This window comes from Streptomyces sp. NPDC056296, assembly GCF_042268605.1.
In the GTDB taxonomy this organism is placed as follows: domain Bacteria; phylum Actinomycetota; class Actinomycetes; order Streptomycetales; family Streptomycetaceae; genus Streptomyces.
The window spans coordinates 2,497-19,234 of record NZ_JBHJRX010000052.1 but is presented as its reverse complement, the minus strand read 5'-3'; the positions used below and the strand labels follow the sequence as shown (position 1 = coordinate 19,234).

The window sequence follows — 16,738 nt, the reverse complement described above, 5'->3', positions numbered from 1 at the left end:
CGACGAGGGGGAGTGAACCTCTCCCGCCAAGACGCCGTCCTAGAGGGCGCAATGTCGCCGGATGCCCGAAACGGGCCCGGATCCACGGTCTCTCGCAGAACTACGGGTGCGATGTCTGTCAGGACAGATGAGGAAATGTCGGGTGGGGTTCCGACGAAGCCCACGAGCGTACGCCGGGTGCTGCGCGGTCCTCGCCCGGAGGCCGTGCCCCTCCTCGTCGGCCGCGCCTGCGCGCTCGTGGGCCTGCTGGACATCGCCGCCGGCGTCTTCCCGCGGTTCCGGCACAGCCGTATGCACGCCCTCGCCGAGGTACTGCCCGGCGCGTTCGGCCCGTTCGCGGCGGCACTCTCGCTCAGTGCCGGGGTGCTGTTGCTGCTGCTCGCGCACGGACTCAAGCGCCGCAAGCGCCGGGCGTGGCGGGCGGCCGTGGCCCTGCTGCCGCTCGGCGCCGTCGCGCAGTTCACCTACCGGCACTCCCTCGCCGGGGTGCTGATCTCCCTCGCGCTGCTCCTGCCCCTGCTGCGGCACCGGGACCAGTTCGCGGCGCTGCCCGACCCGCGCAGCCGGTGGCGGGCGCTCGCCAACTTCGTGCTCATGGGCGCCGGTTCCCTCGCCCTCGGTCTCGTCGTCGTCAACGCCCACCCGCACCGCATGGTCGGCGACCCGAGCCTGGCCGACCGCCTCACCCACGTGCTGTACGGCCTGTTCGGCGTCGAGGGCCCGGTCGACTACTGGGGCAACACCTCCTGGACGGTCGCGTTCTCGCTCGGCGCCCTCGGCCTGCTCACCGCCGTCACCACCATCTATCTGGCCTTCCGCCCCGAACACCCGGCCGCCCGCCTCACCGAGGACGACGAGGCCCGCCTGCGCGCCCTGCTGGCCAGACACGGCGGCCGGGACTCCCTCGGCCACTTCGCGCTGCGCCGGGACAAGGCCGTCGTCTTCTCCCCCAGCGGCAAGGCGGCGGTGACGTACCGCGTCGTCTCCGGCGTGATGCTGGCCAGCGGCGACCCGATCGGCGACGTCGAGGCCTGGCCCGGCGCCATCGAACGCTTCATGGACGAGGCCCGCGCCCACTCCTGGACGCCCGCCGTCATGGGCTGCTCCGAGACCGGCGGCGAGGTGTGGACCCGCGAGACCGGGCTCGACGCCCTCGAACTGGGCGACGAGGCGGTGGTGGACGTCGCGGATTTCTCCCTCGCCGGCCGCGCGATGCGCAACGTGCGCCAGATGGTCAAGCGCATCGAGCGCGCCGGTTACGAGACCCGGGTACGGCGCGTGACTGACCTCGGCGACGCCGAACTGGACCGCGTACGCCGGGCCGCCGACGACTGGCGCGGCACCGACACCGAGCGGGGCTTCTCCATGGCTCTGGGCCGCATCGGCGACCCCTCCGACGGGGACTGCCTGATAGCCACCGCGCACAAGCAGGACGCCGAGCCCGGCGAGTACGGGGACCTGAAGGCGATCCTGCACTTCGTGCCGTGGGGCACCGACGGGGTGTCGCTCGACCTGATGCGCCGCGACCGCTCGGCCGACCCCGGCATGAACGAGCTGCTGATCGTGGCCGCGCTCCAGGCAGCCCCGAAGCTCGGCATCGCGCGCGTCTCGCTGAACTTCGCCATGTTCCGCGCGGCGCTCGCGCGGGGCGAGAAGATCGGCGCGGGGCCGGTGCTGCGGGCCTGGCGCGGACTGCTGGTGTTCCTCTCCCGGTGGTTCCAGATCGAGTCCCTGTACAAGTTCAACGCCAAGTTCCGTCCCCGGTGGGAACCCCGTTTCGTGGTCTACCGCGCCTCCGCCGACCTACCTCGCATCGGCTTCGCCGCCATGCAGGCCGAGGGCTTCGTCACCCTGGCCCCGCCCCTCCCCCGCTTCCCGCGCCGCCGCACCACCGCGCGCCGCCCGTGCACCCACCGCGTGGTGGAGCAGGACGCCCGGGCGGCATGACCGGACCGGGGCTTTGCCGGGCCGCGCGGGAAGGCCGCCACCAGCGGGGCCTACGCTGAACACATGAGCAAGCAGACCGGCCGCCGCCACCTGGCGGGACTGACCGCATGGGACCGCTGCGCGGTCATGGGTGTCGTCAACGTGACCCCCGACTCCTTCTCCGACGGCGGCCGCTTCTTCGACACCACGGCCGCCATCAAGCACGGCCTCGACCTGGTCGCCGAGGGCGCCGACCTGGTGGACGTCGGCGGCGAGTCCACCCGTCCCGGCGCGACCCGCGTGGACGAGGACGAGGAGCTCAGGCGCGTGGTGCCGGTCGTGCGCGGCCTGGCCTCCGAAGGCGTCACGATCTCCGTCGACACCATGCGCGCCTCGGTCGCCGAGCAGGCCCTCGCCGCGGGCGCCGCCCTGGTCAACGACGTCAGCGGCGGCCTCGCCGACCCGCGGATGATCCCGGTCGTCGCCGACGCCGACGCCCCCTTCGTCGTCATGCACTGGCGCGGCCTCCTGGAGGGCGGCAACGTCAGGGGCACCTACGAGGACGTCGTCACCGAGGTCGTGGACGAGCTGCACGCGCGCGTGGAGGCGGTCGTCGAGGGCGGCGTCGCACCCGACCGCGTCGTCGTCGACCCCGGCCTCGGCTTCTCCAAGGACGCCGAGCACGACCTGGTGCTGCTGGCCCACCTGGACCGCCTGCACGGCCTCGGCCACCCGCTGCTCGTCGCCGCCTCCCGCAAGCGGTTCCTCGGCCGGGTACTCGCCGGTCCGGAAGCGTCCCCGCCGCCCGCACGCGAGCGCGACGCGGCCACCGCCGCCGTCTCCGCACTCGCGGCGCACGCCGGCGCGTGGGCGGTACGCGTGCACGAGGTACGCGCCACCGCCGACGCCGTACGGGTCGCGCGCGCCGTCGAAGGGGCGCGGACGGCGGACAGCGGCCCGGAAGGAGCCCGGTGAACGCGCCGCACATCGACGTGGAGCAGGTCGAGGCCGCCAACACCGCCTTCTACGAGGCACTGGAGCAGGGCGATTTCGAGAAGGTGTCCGATTTCTGGCTCACCCCGTCCGACCTGGGCGTCGACGAGTCGTACCACGACCCGGCCGACGCCGGCGTGGTCTCCTGTGTGCACCCCGGCTGGCCGGTGCTCACCGGCCGCGGCGAGGTCCTCCGCTCCTACGCGCTGATCATGGCGAACACCGACTACATCCAGTTCTTCCTCACCGACGTGCACGTCTCCGTGACCGGCGACACCGCCCTGGTGACCTGCACCGAGAACATCCTCAGCGGCGGCCCCGCCCCCGACGGCGGCGACGAGCTCGGCCCGCTCGTGGGCCAGCTCGTGGTCGCCACCAACGCGTTCCGGCGCACGCCCTCCGGCTGGAAACTCTGGTCGCACCACGCCTCCCCCGTGATGGCCGAGACGGAGGACGAGGAGGGCGAGGACACGCCTTCCTGACCCGGGGGAACCAAGAAGTGGTTGGAATCACGGACCGCCGGGTATGGGCGGCTACCAACCCGTGATCCACCGGGACCGCCAGGGAAAACACATGGTGAAACCTTCTGGCCTCCGCCCGGCCCCACACCCCCCACGGCCCGGCACTGTCGGTGCCCGCGGGTAGATTCGACTGAGGCCGACGTACCACCCGCACGTGGTGCGACCGGCCGAGACCGACGACTGCAGGAGTGATTCGCGTGGATCGTGTCGCGCTGCGCGGCCTGAGGGCCCGCGGGCACCACGGTGTGTTCCCCAGGGAACGCGAGGACGGCCAGACCTTCCTCGTGGACATCGTCCTTGGCCTGGACACCCGACCGGCCGCGGCCGACGACGACCTGGCGAAGACCGTGCACTACGGCATCGTGGCCGAGGAGGTCGTGGCCGTGGTCGAGGGCGAGCCCGTCAACCTGGTCGAGACGCTCGCCGAGCGCATCGCCCAGGTCTGCCTGAAACACGAAGGGGTCGAGGAAGTCGAGGTCCGCGTCCACAAGCCGGACGCTCCGATCACCGTCCCCTTCGACGACGTGACCGTCACCATCATCCGGAGCCGTGCATGAGCGCCCCCTTCACCAGGGGTCCAAGCGACCCGACCGTACAGCCGGTGCCCGCCTCCGTCATCGAGCAGGTCGACGCCGCCGACACCACGCTGTCCAACCCCAAGCGCGCGGTGATCGCCCTCGGCGCCAACCTCGGCAACCGCCTGGAGACCCTCCAGGGCGCCATCGACGCTCTGGAGGACACCCCGGGCGTGCGGGTCAAGGGGGTCTCGCCGGTGTACGAGACGGAGCCGTGGGGCGTCGACCCCGACAGCCAGCCGTCGTACTTCAACGCGGTCGTGATCCTCAAGACCACCCTGCCCCCGTCCTCCCTGCTGGAGCGGGCGCACGCCGTGGAGGAGGCCTTCCACCGCGTCCGCGACGAGCGCTGGGGGCCGCGCACCCTCGACGTCGACATCGTCGCCTACGCCGAGGTCGTCTCCGACGACCCGCAGCTCACCCTGCCCCACCCGCGCGCCCACGAACGCGCCTTCGTGCTCGCCCCCTGGCACGACGTGGACCCCGGGGCCCGGCTGCCGGGACACGGCCCGGTCGCCGACCTCCTGGACTCCGTCACCAGGGACGGCATCGCGCCCCGCGCCGACCTGGAACTCCGGCTGCCCGAGTAGTCGTTAAGGTCGACAGGGTCGGACGACCACGCTGGGGAACCGAAGGGACACCGGGACACCGTGAAAGAGTTGCGCATCAGGGTGCTGGCCAGCGTGTTCGTCGTGGCCGGGATCCTGTCCTGGGCGGGCGCCCGTCTGTGGAACTCGATCGGGACTCTCCCGAGCGTCCCCCTGGCCGCCCCCGTCGTGCTCGCGCTGATCGCCGTGATCCTGCTGGCGACGGCCCTGTCGATCCGCGCCCGCCTGAAGGCCCAGCGGGACCGCGTCCCGGACGCCAAGGGCGTCGACCCGATGATGGCGGCCCGTGCGGTCGTCTTCGGCCAGGCCAGCGCCCTGGTGGCCGCCCTCGTCGCCGGTATGTACGGCGGCATGGGCGCCTTCCTGCTGGAGTACCTCGACATCCCGGCCCGCCGCGACCAGGCCGTCTACGCCGGCTTCTCGGTCGTGGCGGGCATCGGCGTGATAGCGGCCGCGATCTTCCTGGAGCGGGTCTGCAAGCTTCCGGAGGACGAGGACGACGACCACCCGGGCGCGGCCACGGCGGCCTGACCCGCCGTCGGGCGTCAGCGCGCCATTATCAGGCTCATCGCCTCGTTGCGCGTGGCGACGTCACGCAGCTGTCCGCGCACCGCCGACGTCAGGGTCTTCGCGCCGGGCTTGCGGATGCCGCGCATCGACATGCACATGTGCTCGCACTCCACGACGACGATCACGCCGCGCGGCTCCAGGATCTCCATCAGGGAGTCCGCGATCTGCGTGGTGAGACGTTCCTGTACCTGCGGGCGGCGGGCGTAGACGTCCACGAGACGCGCCAGCTTGGACAGGCCGGTGATCTTGCCGTTGGTGGACGGGATGTAGCCGACGTGCGCCACGCCGCGGAACGGCACCAGGTGATGCTCACAGGTCGAGAACACCTCGATGTCCTTCACCAGGACCATCTCGTCGTGCCCGAGGTCGAACGTCGTCGTCAGCACGTCCCCGGGCTCCTGCCACAGCCCCGCGAATATCTCCTTGTACGCCCGCGCCACGCGCGCCGGCGTCTCCCTCAGGCCCTCGCGGTCCGGGTCCTCGCCGACCGCGATCAGCAGTTCGCGTACGGCGTTCTCGGCCCGCTTCTCGTCGAACTCGCCGATCTGGCCCTCGCCGTCCAGCGTCACGGGGTCGGTCATCTGGTGCCTCGTTCCTGTCCTGTCCTGCGGTCGGCATACGGAAACGCCGCGCCCCCCAAGGCTAGAACCTGGGGGGCGCGGCATACATTCCGGGCCTGGTGGGGCCGCCGGGAGTGGCTGGGTCAGCTCTCCGGGCGGTCCTCCGGGGCTCGTTCCGGAGCCGGGGCCGGCTCCGGCGTGGTGCTCTTGGCGGTGGAGATCGCCGCCGGCGCGCCGTTCGCTCCGTTCGTCAGGGCGAGCTCCTTCGGGGAGAGCACCGGCGGACGGGTCGAGGGCGTGCGGCGGGAGGAGCCGGTCCAGGCGGGCCGGGCCGGACGCCTGACGATCTGGGAGAAGACCTCGGCGATCTCCTCCTTGCCGAGCGTCTCCTTCTCCAGCAGGGCGAGGACCAGGTTGTCGAGGACGTCGCGGTTCTCGACCAGGATCTCCCAGGCCTCGTTGTGCGCCGTCTCGATGAGCTTCTTGACCTCTTCGTCGACCAGCGCGGCGACCTCTTCCGAGTAGTCGCGCTGGTGCCCCATCTCGCGGCCCAGGAACGGCTCGGAGTTGTCGCCACCGAACTTGATCGCACCGAGGCGCTCGGTCATGCCGTACTGGGTGACCATCGCGCGGGCCACACTGGTGGCCTTCTCGATGTCGTTGGCGGCACCCGTCGTCGGGTCGTGGAAGACCAGTTCCTCGGCCGCGCGGCCGCCCAGCATGTAGGCGAGCTGGTCGAGCATCTCGTTGCGCGTGGTCGAGTACTTGTCCTCGTCCGGGAGCACCATCGTGTAACCGAGGGCCCGGCCTCTCGACAGGATGGTGATCTTGTGGACCGGATCGGAGTTCGGTGAGGCCGCCGCGACCAGGGCGTGACCGCCCTCGTGGTACGCGGTGATCTTCTTCTCCTTGTCCGACATGATCCGGGTCCGCTTCTGCGGGCCCGCGACCACACGGTCGATCGCCTCGTCCAGCATGTGGTTGTCGATCAGCTTCTGGTCGCTGCGGGCCGTCAGCAGGGCGGCCTCGTTCAGCACGTTGGCCAGATCGGCACCGGTCATGCCGGGCGTACGGCGGGCGACGGCCGACAGGTCGACGTCGGGAGCGACCGGCTTGCCCTTCTGGTGAACCTTGAGGATCTCCAGACGGCCCTGCATGTCCGGGCGGTCGACGGCGATCTGCCGGTCGAAGCGGCCGGGGCGCAGCAGCGCCGGGTCGAGGATGTCCGGACGGTTCGTCGCGGCGATGAGGATCACGCCGCCCTTGACGTCGAAGCCGTCCATCTCGACGAGCAGCTGGTTCAGGGTCTGCTCGCGCTCGTCGTGACCGCCGCCGAGGCCGGCGCCGCGGTGGCGGCCGACCGCGTCGATCTCGTCGACGAAGACGATCGCCGGGGCGTTCGCCTTGGCCTGCTCGAACAGGTCACGCACTCGGGAGGCACCGACACCGACGAACATCTCGACGAAGTCGGAACCGGAGATCGAGTAGAACGGCACGCCCGCCTCGCCCGCGACGGCACGCGCGAGCAGGGTCTTGCCGGTGCCGGGCGGGCCGTACAGCAGCACGCCCTTGGGAATCTTGGCGCCGACGGCCTGGAACTTGGCCGGCTCCTGGAGGAACTCCTTGATCTCGTGGAGCTCCTCGACGGCCTCGTCCGAGCCCGCGACGTCCGAGAACGTCGTCTTCGGGGTGTCCTTCGTGATGAGCTTCGCCTTGGACTTGCCGAAGTTCATGACGCGGGAGCCGCCGCCCTGCATCTGGTTCATCAGGAACAGGAAGATGACCACGATGAGGACGAACGGAAGCAGGGTGATCAGAAGCCCGACGAACGGGTTCTGCTTCGACGGCGACACCGTGTAGCCGTCGGGGATCTGCTTGTCCTGGTACTTGTTCTGCAGCGTGCCGGCGAGGGTCTCGCCCTGGTCGCCGATGTAGCTCGCCTGGATCTTCGAGCTGCCCTCGACCTTTTCGCCGTCCTTGAGCTGAACCTTGATGTTCTGCTCGTCGCCGGTGGTCAGCTTGGCCGACTCGACCCTGTTGTCGTTGATCGCCTGGACGACCTGGCCCGTGTCCACCGTCTTGTAGCCGCCGGACGAGCCGACGACCTGCATCAACACGACCACGGCAAGGACGGCCAGCACGATCCACATGATTGGCCCACGGAAGTATCGCTTCACGTCCATCCACACGGAGCGGTGGCGCCCCGTCCCTCCTGCCATAGTGAGTTTGATAAGACAGTTCTTCTGACGGTACCCCAGCCCGGCGGCCCTCAGCCGCACGGGACGGTCGGCGTCCCGTCTGCATGCTCAACGGCGCGGGGGCCTCAGGGGTTCCCGGCCGCCCCCGAAACGCCGTGGAGCAGGCTACGAGGCCGTGTCAGCCGCCGTAGACGTGGGGCGCGAGCGTACCGACGAACGGGAGGTTGCGGTACTTCTCGGCGTAGTCGAGGCCGTAGCCGACGACGAACTCGTTGGGGATGTCGAAACCGACCCACTCCACGTCGATGGCGACCTTCGCGGCGTCGGGCTTGCGCAGCAGGGTGCACACCTTGAGCGAGGCGGGCTCGCGCGAGCCGAGGTTGGAGATCAGCCAGGACAGGGTCAGGCCGGAGTCGATGATGTCCTCGACGATCAGGACGTGCCTGCCCTTGATGTCGGTGTCGAGGTCCTTGAGGATCCGCACCACGCCGGAGGACTGGGTGCCCGCGCCGTACGAGGACACCGCCATCCAGTCCATCGTGACGGGGGTGGACAGCGTGCGCGCGAGGTCGGCCATGACCATCACGGCGCCCTTGAGGACGCCGACGATGAGCAGGTCCTTGCCCGCGTACTCCGCGTCGATCTTCGCGGCCAGCTCGGCCAGCTTCGCGTCGATCTCTTCCTTGGTGATGAGTACCTTCTCGAGGTCGGCACCCATGTCGTTCGCGTCCACCCGCATCACTTTCGGTCGTCCCACCGGCCACTCCGGAGCGCCCCGGCGATCCGTACGCGGATCGGTGGGAGGGTCCGGATTCAGCCTTGCCGAATCACCAGTCTGCCACCCTGCCGCCGGGCGACGACTTTGCCGGGGAGGTTGATGGCCCCCTGACCGCGCCAGCCGGTGATCAGCCGGTCGATTTCCTCGATGTGGCGGGCGAACAGCGCACCCGCCGGGGCACCGGCCTCGATGGCGGCGCGGCGCAGGATCCGGCGGCGTACGGCGGGCGGGAGGGCGTAGAGCTTGGCGCACTCCAGCATGCCCCGCGCGTCGCGGACGCCGGCCTCGGCCTGGCGGGCCCAGGTGTCGAGGGCGTCGGCGTCGTCCCGGGAGAGTTGCGCTGTACGGGCGAGGGCCTCGACGACGCCCTTGCCGAGCGCCTTCTCCAGGGCGGGCAGGCCCTCGTGGCGCAGCCGGGAACGGGTGTACGCGGGGTCGGCGTTGTGCGGGTCGTCCCAGACGGGCAGGGACTGGACCATGCAGGCCTTGCGGGCGGTCTGCCGGTCGACCTGGAGGAAGGGGCGGCGGTAACGGCCGCCGGCCCCCGAGACCGCGGCCATGCCCGACAGGGAGCGGATGCCGGAGCCGCGGGCGAGGCCCAGCAGGACGGTCTCGGCCTGGTCGTCGCGGGTGTGGCCGAGCAGGACGGCGGCGGCGCCGTGGCGGGCGGCGGCGGCGTCCAGGGCGGCGTAGCGGGCGTCGCGGGCGGCGGCTTCGGGCCCGCCCGCGCGGCCGACGGTGACGGCGGCGGCCTCGACGGGGTCCAGGCCGAGTTCGCGCAGGCGCAGGACGACTTCTTCGGCGCGCAGGTCGGAGCCGTTCTGCAGGCCGTGGTCGACGGTGACGCCGCCGGCGCGGACGCCGAGCCGGGGGGCCTCGAAGGCGAGGGCGGAGGCGAGTGCCATGGAGTCGGCGCCGCCGGAGCAGGCCACGAGCACGAGCGGTGCCGTCGGGAGCCCGGGCGCGCGATCGGGCGCGCGCTCGGCGGCCGTCGCGGCGGGGACGCCGGCCGTGGTGTTCAGTTCGGTGAGGATGTCGTGGAGGACGCGGCGGACCGCCAGGCGTATCGCCGCGACCGCAGGATGGGGACCCATGTCCGGTGCCCTTCATGAAGTTGTCGGGGGTGAGCCCGAGGTTCGGTCACTCAGAGTGTGTAGATGGTGACAGAAACGGGCCGTTCCCCGAGCATCGCACGCCTGTCGAGGGCTCACGGTCCCTCGGACGGGTGATTGGAGGGGCGTTCGACTGCCGTCGGCCGGATTCGTTTCACGCCCCCTCCGCGGGGCTCACGCCTCCGGCTTGCGGTGCACCCGCGCGATCCAGTCCGCCGGTTTGGCGATCTCCGACTTGGTGGGGAGGGTGTTGGGCGAGGTCCAGACGCGGTTGAAGCCGTCCATGCCGCACTCGTCGACGACGGCCCGTACGAAGCGTTCGCCGTCCCGGTACTGGCGGAGCTTGGCGTCCAGGCCGAGCAGCTTGCGCAGCGCCAGGTCGAGGCGGGAGGCGCCCTTGGCGCGGCGCTGCTGGAACTTCTCGCGGATCTCCCCGACGCTCGGCACGACCGCCGGTCCGACGCCGTCCATCACGAAGTCGGCGTGCCCCTCCAGCAGCGACATGACCGAGGTGAGACGGCCGAGGACCTCCCGCTGGGCCGGGGTCTGCACCAGCTCCACCAGCGAGCGGCCGCCGTCGTCCTCCTCGGCCTCGGGGCGACCCCCGGCGAGCGTCTGGGCGGCCTCGCGGACGCGCTCCAGGACGGTCATGGGGTCGACGTCGGTCTCCGCGAGGAACGACTGGATTTCGCCCTCCAGGTGGTCGCGCAGCCAGGGCACCGCCGTGAACTGCGTGCGGTGCGTCTCCTCGTGCAGACAGACCCAAAGGCGGAAGTCGTAGGGGTCGACGTCGAGTTCGCGCTCCACGTGCACGATGTTCGGCGCGACGAGCAGCAGCCGGCCGCCGCCGTTCGCACCGGCGGGGAGTTCGCGGGTGGCCGGGGCGAAGGTCTCGTACTGGCCGAGGACGCGCGAGGACAGGAACGACAGCAGCATGCCCAGCTCCACGCCGGTGACCTTGCCCCCGACGGCGCCGAGGACCGCGTTGCCCGCGCCGTTGCCGCGCCGCTCCTGCAGCTTCTCCAGCAGGGGCTTGAGGATCTCCCGGAACCCGGCGACGTTCGCCCGGACCCAGCCGGGGCGGTCGACGACGAGGACAGGGGTGTCGTGGATCTCGTCGGTGGCCATACGGGTGAAGCCTCGGACGTGTTCCTCCGAGACCTTGGCATGGCGGCGGAGTTCCGCGACGACGGCCCGGGCCTCGTCGCGGCTCACCTCGGGGCCCGGCCGTACGAGCCGGGTCGCGGTAGCCACCGCGAGGTTCCAGTCGACCATGCCGGAATTTGCGCCGATGCTCGTCATGCGTCAACGGTACGTGAGCGCTGCCGCTGGGGGCAGGCTGTGCGGGGCGCCGGGGTGGGCGGTGGGGTTGGCAAGGGCCGGAGTCCGTTGGAAGCGCACCCGGCGTTGTGGGCCGTGCCCACCCGTTCCGCCCTGCGGAACGACTGCCCACGGCGGTGCGGCGCGCGACCGCCCGCAGTTAGGCGGAGCCGGACGCCAGGGTCGTCGCCAAGTGGTCCAAGGCGCTCTGGGCCGCCCACGCGTCCGTCGTGTCGGAGGCCAGGAAGGCGAAGGCCAGGAGGCGGCCCTCGTCGGTGACCATGGTGCCGGCGAGGGTGTTGACGCCCGTCAGGGTGCCCGTCTTGGCGCGGACCAGGCCGGCCGCACCGTCCGTGTAGCGGCTGGTCAGCGTGCCGGTGAAGCCGGCGACGGGGAGGCCGGTGAGGACGGGGCGGAGCTCGGGCCGGTCCGGGTCGGCGGCCTTGGCCAGCAGGGCGGTGAGCAGGTCGGCGGTGATCAGGTCGGTGCGGTCCAGGCCGCTGCCGTCGTGGAAGCGGGCGCCGCGCACGGGCAGGCCCAGCTGCTTCAGGCGGGCCGGGACCGCGGCGGAGACCCCGTCGAAGTCGGCGGCCTCGCCGGTCGCCAGGGCGGTGTGGCGGGCCAGGGCCTCGGCGATGTCGTTGTCGCTGTTGGTCAGCATCCGCTCGACCAGGGACGCCAGCGGGGGCGAGGAGACGGTGGCGAGGGTGTCGGCGCGGTCGGTCGCCTTGGAGGGGCCGGGGGGCGACGCGGTGATGCCGTGCCGCTTCAGGAAGCCGGCGAAGGTGCGGGCGGCGTCGGCGGCCGGGTCGGGCACGCGCGGGGCGGGACCGCTGGTGGAGTCGTCCGTGCGGGCCTCGTCGGCCATCAGGGCGGTGACGCGGGCGAGGTTCTCGTTGACCCCGATCGGGTGCATTTCCGTACCGGCGTAGAGCGTCGTGTCGTACGACAGCGTCACCTCGCGCACGTCCCGCTTCTTCAGGGCGGCGGCGGTCTTCGCGGCGAGGGTGCGCAGGCTCGCGAGGCCGCGGGTGTCCTTGCGCGCGGTGAGGGTGGGATCGCCGCCGCCGACCAGGACGAGTTCGCCGGTGTCGGCCTCCAGGGCGGTGCGGGTGGTGAGGCGGTGGTCGGGGCCGAGGGCGGTGAGGGCGGCGACGGCGGTGGCGATCTTGGTGGTGGAGGCCGGGGTGAGGGGTACGTCGGCGCCGAGGCCGTAGAGGCGCTTGCCGGTGGTGAGGTCGACGACGGCCGCCCCGCGGCGGGTACCGAGCGCGGGGTCTTCGAGGAGGGGGCCGAGGGCGTCCGCGAGGGCGTCCGTGCCCGGCGCCGCCTTGGCGCCGCCCGGTACTCCGCCGGAGGCGTCGCCGAGGCCCGCCAGGACGGAGTCGGCACTGGGCGCGGGGCGGGGCGCGCCGGGCGTCGTACCGGATCCCCCGGGTCCGCGGCCGTGATCTACGCCACCCGTGCGCTCCAGGGCGACGGCCCGGTCCCGCTCGGCCGTACGCTGACCCGTGGAGTCCCAGGGGCCGGCGGCGGTCACCACACCGGCGGCGAGAGCCAGCCCGGCGGTGGCGGCACCGGCGGTGTACTGCCAGGTCTTCGGCCTCGTGACCCGCGCGAGCTGCGGCGTCGTGGCCCGCGCGAACCGCGGTTTGGCGGCCCGTGCGGCGCGTGCCAGACGCGGACGTACGGCGCCCGCGGCGCGCACCACGTGCGGTCTCGCGGCCCGCCAAGGCCTCAGCTCTGGCACTATCACCAGCCCCTTTCGCGATCACACACCGGCGTGAGGGACACTTAATCACCAGAACTATGTGCTGATCATGGAGGAGCGTCCGGTGGAGTTCGACGTCACGATCGAGATCCCGAAGGGTTCGCGGAACAAGTACGAGGTGGACCACGAGACCGGTCGTATCCGCCTGGACCGCCGCCTGTTCACCTCGACCGCCTACCCGACCGACTACGGCTTCGTCGAGAACACCCTCGGCGAGGACGGCGACCCGCTGGACGCGCTGGTCATCCTGGACGAGCCGACCTTCCCGGGCTGCCTCATCCGCTGCCGCGCGATCGGCATGTTCCGGATGACGGACGAGGCCGGCGGCGACGACAAGCTGCTGTGCGTGCCGTCGACCGACCCGCGCGTGGAGCACCTGCGTGACATCCACCACGTGTCGGAGTTCGACCGCCTGGAGATCCAGCACTTCTTCGAGGTCTACAAGGACCTGGAGCCCGGCAAGTCCGTCGAGGGCGCCGACTGGGTGGGCCGCACCGAGGCCGAGGCCGAGATCGAGCGGTCCTACAAGCGCTTCAAGGACCAGGGCGGCCACTGATCACTGATCAGACCACTCGCGTAACGGGCCGCACGCATGACGCGTGCGGCCCGTTCACGTTTGGCTGCGCATACTGAGGGCTACAGGCAGGAGGGTGTGTACGGACCAGGGAGCGTTGCGCAGGTGACGGAGGCGGAGGACCGCAAGCCGCAGTCGGACGAGGCCCACAGTGCCTTCAGGCCGCCCGGCTCAGTGGCGGCGTCCATCGACGGCGAGTCGTCGACGACGTCCGAGTTCGAGATCCCGCAGGGGCTGGCCGTCCCGCGGCACGTCGGCACGGAGTCCGAGACGACCTCGGAGTTCTCGCTGCCGGAGGGGCTGGACTCGCTCCCGGCGGCGCCCGCGGAGGACGAGGGGTCGGCGTTCACCACGCCCAGCACGTACCACGCCTGGACCGCACCGGCCGCGTTCACTCCGGCGAGCGGCTTCCCGGCGGTGAACCTCACGGACGTGCCCTGGCAGGACCGGATGCGCGCGATGCTGCGCATGCCGGTGGCCGAGCGGCCCGCGCCCGAGACGGCGCAGCGGCACGACGACGACACCGGCCCCGCCGTCCCGCGCGTGCTCGACCTGACCCTGCGTATCGGGGAGCTGCTGCTGGCGGGCGGTGAGGGCGCCGAGGACGTGGAGGCGGCGATGTTCGCCGTCTGCCGGTCCTACGGCCTGGACCGCTGCGAGCCGAACGTCACCTTCACCCTGCTGTCGATCTCCCACCAGCCGTCCCTGGTCGAGGACCCGGTCACGGCCTCGCGGACGGTACGCCGCCGGGGCACCGACTACACGCGGCTCGCGGCCGTCTTCCATCTGGTGGACGACCTCAGCGACCCGGACACGAACATCTCCCTGGAGGAGGCCTACCGGCGTCTCGCGGAGATGCGCCGCAACCGGCACCCGTACCCGACCTGGGTGCTGACCACGGCGAGCGGGCTGCTCGCGGGCGCGGCATCCGTGCTCGTCGGCGGTGGGCTGACCGTGTTCGTCGCGGCCATGCTCGGCTCGATGCTCGGTGACCGGCTGGCCTGGCTGTGCGCCGGGCGCGGGCTGCCGGAGTTCTACCAGTTCGCGGTGGCCGCGATGCCGCCGGCCGCGATGGGTATCGCGCTGACGCTGGTCCACGTCGACGTGAAGGCGTCGGCGGTCATCACCGGTGGCCTGTTCGCGCTGCTGCCGGGGCGGGCGCTGGTCGCGGGGGTGCAGGACGGACTGACCGGCTTCTACATCACCGCCGCGGCGCGCCTGCTGGAGGTGATGTACTTCTTCGTGAGCATCGTCGCCGGGGTGCTGGTCGTGCTGTACTTCGGCGTCCAGCTGGGCGCCCAGCTCAATCCGGACGCCGAGCTGGGCACGGGCGACGAACCGTTCGTGCAGATCGGCGCGTCGATGCTGCTGTCTCTGGCCTTCGCGATCCTGCTCCAGCAGGAACGATCCACCGTGCTGGCGGTGACCCTCAACGGGGGCGTCGCCTGGAGCGTGTACGGCGCGATGCACATCGCCGGCGACATCTCGCCGGTGGCGTCCACGGCCGCCGCGGCGGGGCTGGTGGGCCTGTTCGGGCAGCTGATGTCCCGGTACCGGTTCGCTTCGGCGCTGCCGTACACGACCGCGGCGATCGGGCCGCTGCTGCCCGGTTCGGCGACGTACTTCGGGCTGCTGGCGATCGCGCAGAGCGAGGTCGACAAGGGGCTGGTGTCCCTGTCGACGGCCGTGGCGCTCGCCATGGCCATCGCCATCGGGGTGAACCTCGGTGGGGAGATCTCGCGGCTGTTCCTGAAGGTGCCCGGCGCCGCGAGTGCGGCGGGGCGCCGGGCGGCGAAGCGGACGCGAGGGTTCTAGCGCCGGGTGGCTACGGGCAGGGAATCTCAGTACCCCTGGTTGTAGGGGGACTGCCCGCCCTGCTGGTCGCCGTACGGCTGCTGGCCGTAGTTCTGCGGGTACTGCTGCGCGTACGGCTGCTGCTGGCCGTAGGGCTGGTCGTACGACTGCTGCTGCGGCTGCTGGTACTGCGGCTCGGGCGGGTAGGGGTCCACCCTGCGGAGCTGGGTCGTGGCGTCGTCCATGACCGGGTACTGGGGCTGCTGATACTGCTGCTGCACCGGGGCCGGCTGCGGCTCGGCGACGGCGGCGCGCTTCTTCTTGCCTCGCTCGCGGAAGTACTCGATGGCGATCGGAACGACGGAGAGCACGACGATCAGGACGAGGATCGGCTCGACGTTCGTCCGGATGAACTCGATCTGGCCGAGCCAGTAGCCCGCGAGGGTGACGCCCGAGCCCCAGGCCACGCCGCCGATGATGTTGTACGTGAGGAAGGTGCGGTACTTCATACGGCCGGCGCCCGCCACGATGGGGGCGAAGGTGCGCACGATCGGCACGAAGCGGGCCAGGACGATCGCCTTGGGCCCGTACTTCTCCATGAACTCGTGGGCCTTGTCCAGGTTCTCCTGTTTGAAGAGCTTGGAGCCCGGGCGGTTGAAGAGCTTGGGGCCGAGGAACTTGCCGATCATGTAGCCCACTTGGTCGCCGATGACGGCGGCCAGCACGATCAGGGTGCACACCAGCCACAGCGGCTGGCTGATGTACTCGCCCTGGGCGACGAAGAGGCCCGCGGTGAACAGCAGCGAGTCGCCGGGCAGGAACGCGAAGAGTCCGGACTCGGCGAAGACGATGAGCAGGATGCCCGGCAGAGCGAAGGTCTCGATCAGGTAGTCCGGGCTGAGCCACTCGGGGCCGAGCGCAAGGGTGGTCACGGGATTGTGGCTCCTGCTGCTGGGGGGAGGCGGGCTGGGACCTGGCTGCCCAAACGTATAACGCAGCCGTGGCGTTCCAGGTTCCACGGGAGTCCTGGGGGTGCACTGTGACGTTCCCCGGGGAAACCTGAGAACCATGGGTATTGAAGAATACGGCGGCGGACAGAGTTCTCAGCCCGAGGTGCTCGTCGTGACCACGAACGACCTGCCGGGCCATCGCGTGCAGGAGGTGCTCGGGGAGGTCTTCGGACTGACCGTGCGCTCCCGGCACCTGGGGAGCCAGATCGGCGCCGGGCTGAAGTCGATGGTCGGCGGTGAGCTGCGCGGGCTCACCAAGACGCTGGTCGAGACCCGCAACGAGGCGATGGAGCGGCTGGTCGAGCAGGCACGCGCGCGAGGGGCCAACGCGGTACTGGCATTCCGCTTCGACGTGACGGCGGCCGCGGACGTGGGCACCGAGGTGTGCGCGTACGGGACGGCGGTGGTCGTGGCCCGGGAGTGAGACC

The 16,738-nt window shown here is 71.4% G+C and carries 16 protein-coding genes; 9 read left to right on the top strand and 7 right to left on the bottom strand.

The annotated features are described in order from the left end of the window. Positions 1 to 135 precede the first annotated feature (135 nt). From ACFCZF_RS31285 to ACFCZF_RS31260, 6 genes are all read left to right on the top strand, one after another. Positions 136 to 1,947: a phosphatidylglycerol lysyltransferase domain-containing protein gene (locus ACFCZF_RS31285; protein WP_376674487.1), complete on the top strand. Its 1,812-nt coding sequence runs from the start codon at positions 136 to 138 to the stop codon at positions 1,945 to 1,947. 63 nt (positions 1,948 to 2,010) lie between these two features. Next, entirely contained in the window at positions 2,011 to 2,901 is an 891-nt protein-coding gene (gene folP, locus ACFCZF_RS31280; protein WP_376674486.1) for a dihydropteroate synthase, read from the top strand. Further along, positions 2,898 to 3,401 carry a nuclear transport factor 2 family protein gene (locus ACFCZF_RS31275; RefSeq protein WP_376674485.1) on the top strand — a complete coding sequence of 168 codons (504 nt, stop codon included), beginning with the start codon at positions 2,898 to 2,900 and terminating at the stop codon, positions 3,399 to 3,401. Before folP ends, ACFCZF_RS31275 begins: the two co-directional genes overlap by 4 nt. Positions 3,402 to 3,637: 236 nt before the next feature. After that, positions 3,638 to 3,997, top strand: coding sequence for a dihydroneopterin aldolase (gene folB, locus ACFCZF_RS31270; RefSeq protein WP_376674484.1), 360 nt, complete (start codon positions 3,638 to 3,640; stop codon positions 3,995 to 3,997). After that, on the top strand, positions 3,994 to 4,605 hold the full coding sequence (gene folK, locus ACFCZF_RS31265; protein ID WP_375920508.1) for a 2-amino-4-hydroxy-6-hydroxymethyldihydropteridine diphosphokinase: 612 nt from the start codon (positions 3,994 to 3,996) through the stop codon (positions 4,603 to 4,605). The genes folB and folK overlap by 4 nt, the downstream gene beginning before the upstream one ends. 60 nt (positions 4,606 to 4,665) lie before the next feature. Beyond that, entirely contained in the window at positions 4,666 to 5,154 is a 489-nt protein-coding gene (locus tag ACFCZF_RS31260; protein ID WP_376674483.1) for a DUF3180 domain-containing protein, read from the top strand. 14 nt (positions 5,155 to 5,168) lie between these two features. On the opposite strand, the gene folE is transcribed toward ACFCZF_RS31260, so the two are convergent. The 6 genes from folE to dacB form a co-directional block, all read right to left on the bottom strand. Then, entirely contained in the window at positions 5,169 to 5,774 is a 606-nt protein-coding gene (gene folE / locus ACFCZF_RS31255) for a GTP cyclohydrolase I FolE (protein ID WP_310871992.1), read from the bottom strand. Positions 5,775 to 5,896: 122 nt separating this feature from the next. Continuing rightward, entirely contained in the window at positions 5,897 to 7,936 is a 2,040-nt protein-coding gene (gene ftsH / locus ACFCZF_RS31250) for an ATP-dependent zinc metalloprotease FtsH (protein WP_376674512.1), read from the bottom strand. A gap of 193 nt (positions 7,937 to 8,129) precedes the next feature. Further along, a complete protein-coding gene (gene hpt, locus ACFCZF_RS31245; protein WP_226027733.1) occupies positions 8,130 to 8,669 on the bottom strand; it encodes a hypoxanthine phosphoribosyltransferase in 540 nt (179 codons plus the stop codon). A gap of 95 nt (positions 8,670 to 8,764) precedes the next feature. Next, positions 8,765 to 9,823: a tRNA lysidine(34) synthetase TilS gene (gene tilS / locus ACFCZF_RS31240; protein WP_376674482.1), complete on the bottom strand. Its 1,059-nt coding sequence runs from the start codon at positions 9,821 to 9,823 to the stop codon at positions 8,765 to 8,767. Between the two features lie 192 nt (positions 9,824 to 10,015). Beyond that, entirely contained in the window at positions 10,016 to 11,143 is a 1,128-nt protein-coding gene (locus ACFCZF_RS31235) for a zinc-dependent metalloprotease (protein ID WP_376674481.1), read from the bottom strand. A gap of 178 nt (positions 11,144 to 11,321) precedes the next feature. Then, entirely contained in the window at positions 11,322 to 12,917 is a 1,596-nt protein-coding gene (gene dacB / locus ACFCZF_RS31230; RefSeq protein WP_376674480.1) for a D-alanyl-D-alanine carboxypeptidase/D-alanyl-D-alanine-endopeptidase, read from the bottom strand. Positions 12,918 to 12,996: 79 nt separating this feature from the next. On the opposite strand from dacB, the gene ACFCZF_RS31225 reads away from it, so the two are divergent. Continuing rightward, the gene (locus ACFCZF_RS31225; RefSeq protein WP_003975424.1) at positions 12,997 to 13,488 is read left to right on the top strand and encodes an inorganic diphosphatase; all 492 of its coding nucleotides are present in this window, start codon (positions 12,997 to 12,999) and stop codon (positions 13,486 to 13,488) included. A 123-nt stretch (positions 13,489 to 13,611) separates the two neighbouring features. Beyond that, a complete protein-coding gene (locus tag ACFCZF_RS31220) occupies positions 13,612 to 15,321 on the top strand; it encodes a threonine/serine exporter ThrE family protein (protein ID WP_376674479.1) in 1,710 nt (569 codons plus the stop codon). Between the two features lie 26 nt (positions 15,322 to 15,347). On the opposite strand, the gene ACFCZF_RS31215 is transcribed toward ACFCZF_RS31220, so the two are convergent. Continuing rightward, positions 15,348 to 16,232 carry a DedA family protein gene (locus tag ACFCZF_RS31215; RefSeq protein WP_376674478.1) on the bottom strand — a complete coding sequence of 295 codons (885 nt, stop codon included), beginning with the start codon at positions 16,230 to 16,232 and terminating at the stop codon, positions 15,348 to 15,350. A gap of 136 nt (positions 16,233 to 16,368) precedes the next feature. On the opposite strand from ACFCZF_RS31215, the gene ACFCZF_RS31210 reads away from it, so the two are divergent. Next, a complete protein-coding gene (locus tag ACFCZF_RS31210) occupies positions 16,369 to 16,734 on the top strand; it encodes a YbjQ family protein (RefSeq protein WP_376674477.1) in 366 nt (121 codons plus the stop codon). Positions 16,735 to 16,738: the final 4 nt, after the last annotated feature.

What these genes read in the sequence shown, in the direction of transcription:
- ACFCZF_RS31235 (WP_376674481.1), bottom strand. Translation starts at nt 11,143, where the DNA reads ATGACGAGCATCGGCGCAAATTCCGGCATGGTCGACTGGAACCTCGCG.
- folP (WP_376674486.1), top strand. Translation starts at nt 2,011, where the DNA reads ATGAGCAAGCAGACCGGCCGCCGCCACCTGGCGGGACTGACCGCATGG.
- folK (WP_375920508.1), top strand. Translation starts at nt 3,994, where the DNA reads ATGAGCGCCCCCTTCACCAGGGGTCCAAGCGACCCGACCGTACAGCCG.
- folE (WP_310871992.1), bottom strand. Translation starts at nt 5,774, where the DNA reads ATGACCGACCCCGTGACGCTGGACGGCGAGGGCCAGATCGGCGAGTTC.
- ftsH (WP_376674512.1), bottom strand. Translation starts at nt 7,936, where the DNA reads ATGGACGTGAAGCGATACTTCCGTGGGCCAATCATGTGGATCGTGCTG.
- ACFCZF_RS31210 (WP_376674477.1), top strand. Translation starts at nt 16,369, where the DNA reads ATGGGTATTGAAGAATACGGCGGCGGACAGAGTTCTCAGCCCGAGGTG.
- hpt (WP_226027733.1), bottom strand. Translation starts at nt 8,669, where the DNA reads ATGGGTGCCGACCTCGAGAAGGTACTCATCACCAAGGAAGAGATCGAC.
- ACFCZF_RS31285 (WP_376674487.1), top strand. Translation starts at nt 136, where the DNA reads ATGTCGGGTGGGGTTCCGACGAAGCCCACGAGCGTACGCCGGGTGCTG.
- tilS (WP_376674482.1), bottom strand. Translation starts at nt 9,823, where the DNA reads ATGGGTCCCCATCCTGCGGTCGCGGCGATACGCCTGGCGGTCCGCCGC.